The 2,708-nt window shown below is 65.1% G+C and carries 2 protein-coding genes and 1 pseudogene; all 3 read left to right on the top strand.

Features of this window, described 5'->3' with window-relative positions; translation table 11 throughout:
- Window positions 1-192, top strand: a pseudogene (locus tag HP546_RS28840) (type I secretion system permease/ATPase); the annotation flags it as partial.
- A gap of 6 nt (window positions 193-198) precedes the next feature.
- Entirely contained in the window at window positions 199-1,539 is a 1,341-nt protein-coding gene (locus HP546_RS28835; RefSeq protein WP_172232859.1) for an HlyD family type I secretion periplasmic adaptor subunit, read from the top strand.
- Between the two features lies 1 nt (window position 1,540).
- On the top strand, window positions 1,541-2,708 hold a 1,168-nt coding region (locus HP546_RS28830; protein ID WP_172232856.1), incomplete at its 3' end, for a TolC family outer membrane protein.

Here is a 2,708-nt window from a genome sequence, read left to right as displayed (position 1 = left end):
CGCGGGGCCACGGTAGTGCTGATTTCCCACCGCCCCAATGTGCTGTGCGCAGTCGACCAGGTGCTGATGCTGCGTGACGGTGGGGTACACATGCTGGGCAGCCGCGATGAAGTGTTCGCGGCGCTGCGCAAGGCCAGCGTGATCCCCGCAGGCGCTGCGACGCCGTTGGCTTCGGTAAAGGTACGGGAGTAGCCGATCATGCAGATGATTCAACACAGCGAACTGATTCCCGCCGATGCCAGCAAGCTGATCGACCTCGATGCCGGTCGGCCGGCACGCTGGGGCTTGTGGATGGTGGTCGCAGGCTTTGGCGGCTTCTTGCTGTGGTCGTGCCTGGCGCCCCTGGACGCCGGCATCGTCGCCACCGGCACGGTCAAGGTCACCAGCAACCGCAAGGCGGTCCAGCACCTGACCGGTGGCACCGTCGAGGCGATTCTGGTCCGCGAAGGCGATGTCGTGAACAAAGGGCAGGAGCTGGTACGCCTCGACGCCCTGCGCGCAGTGGCCGAACAGGGCGCGCTCAGCGCCCAGTACATTGTCAGCAAGACCGTGGAAAACCGCCTGGAAGCCGAGCGTGACGACCGCGACACGGTCGCCTTCGACCCCGCCCTGCTCCAGCACTACGGCAGTGACCCCAGGCTGCTGGCGGCCATGGACCTGCAGCAACGCCTGCTCGACACCCGCCGTGCGGGCCTGGCCGGCGAGCTGAGCATTCTCGAGGAAAACCTTACCGCCTCGGCAGTGCAGCTTAAAGGCCTGCAGCAGGTGTACGGGGCTCGCGCCTCGCAAATCGGCTTTCTCAACCAGGAACTGCAAGGCACCCGGGTGCTGGCAGCCGAGGGCTATGTGCCGCGCAACCGCCTGCTGGAGCTGGAGCGCAGCAACGCCGACCTGTCCGCTGGCCAGGCGGAAAACCTCAACAACATTGCCCGAGCGCGCAGCCAGGCCACCGAGATCAAGCTGCGCATGCTGCAGCGTCAGCACGACTACCTGAAGGAAGTGGAGTCGCAACTGACCGACACCGCCAAGGAAAACACCACCCTGGCCGACCGCCTGCGCGCGCTGGACTACGAAGTGAGCCACACGGTTATCCGCTCGCCGATCGACGGCATGGTCCAGGCGCTGAGCATCGCTACCGTCGGCGGCATCATCCAGCCTGGGGCCAAGATCATGGAAGTCGTGCCGCTGGGCGAGCCGCTGCAGGTCGACGCAATGATCCCGGTGCAGGCCATCGACAAGATGGTCCCGGGCCTGGCCGTGGACATTGCCTTCCCGGCCTTCAACCATGCGCAGACGCCGAATATTCCTGGCAGGGTCAAGACCATCTCCGCCGACCGCCTGCTCGATGAAGAAAGCAAGCAGCCGTTCTACCTGGCCCAGGTTGAAGTGACACCAGCCGGCATGGGCCTGCTGGGCAGCAACCACATCCGCCCCGGCATGCCTGCCACCGTCACCATCAAGACCGGCGAGCGCAACCTGCTCAGCTACCTGCTCAAACCGATGCTCGAACGCGTGGACGCCGCGTTCAAGGAGCAATGACATGAAACGCCCGTGCCTGATGTTGTGCCTGCTGGGTTTGTCGGTACAGGCCAGTGCCATGGACCTGAAACAAGCCTGGGACCTGCTGCAGTACCAAGGCCCGATCTACCGCGCTGCGGTGCATGAAAAACAAGCCGGCGGCGAGAATCGCGCCATCGGCGAGGCCGGCCTGCTGCCGCAGATCAACGCGGCAGCCTACTTCAACAAGGTCGATGGCAGCCAGCGCCAGAATGGCCAGGACAACGACCTGAATTACGATTCGAAAGGCGCCAACGTGCGCCTGCGCCAACCGCTGTTCAACAAGCAGAAGATGGCCGAGTACCGCCAGGGCCAGCAACGCGCCGACTACAGCGTGGCGGTGTTCGACGCCAAGAGCCAGGACGCCGCCGTGCGCCTGGCAGATGCCTACTTCGACGTGCTGCTGGCCAGCGAAACCATCACCCTGGCCAAGGCCAAGCTGAGCGCCTTCGAGGAACAGATGGCTTCGGCGAAGCGGCGCAAGGAGCTGGGTGCCGGCACCATCACCGATATCGACGAGTCGGTGGCCCGCCGCGACCTGGCCGAGGCCGACCTGATCGATGCCCAGGACAACCTGGTCAACACCCGCCGCAAGCTGGAGGAGTACATCGGCGAAACGCCCCAGGCCCTGACCACCCTGCAGCCAGGCTTCAGCACACCGCCGCTGCTGCCAGGCAACCTGCAGGACTGGCTGGTAAAAGCCCAGGCCGACAGCCCGCTGATTCATGCGCGGCGGCACAACTACGAGCTGGCCGAGGAAGAAGTGCATCGCGCCCGCGCGGGGCACTGGCCGACCCTGGATTTCGTCGCCGGCTATAACGCCGGCAGCAGCCAGTCGATTTCCGAGCTGAACCAGCGCAACCACTACAGCTCGATCGGCCTGGAGCTGAACATCCCGCTGTACAGTGGTGGCAGCACCAGCGCCCTGACCCGCCAGGCCAGCGCCAACAGCTCCAAGGCCCTGGACGAGCTGGACGCCACGCGCCAGGAGGTGATTTCCGACACCACCCGCGAGTACCGCGGCGTGCAAAGTGGCGCCCTGCGTGTTCATGCACTGGAAAAGGCCGTGGCCTCCAACGAACGCTCGCTGACCTCGACCCGCAAGGGTTTCAAGGAAGGCGGCACCAGCACCAACTCGGATGTGCTCAATG

This window comes from Pseudomonas sp. CM25 (assembly GCF_013179705.1).
GTDB lineage: Bacteria > Pseudomonadota > Gammaproteobacteria > Pseudomonadales > Pseudomonadaceae > Aquipseudomonas.
The sequence above is the reverse complement of the archived record's forward strand: the minus strand, read 5'-3'. Positions and strand labels throughout refer to the sequence as shown.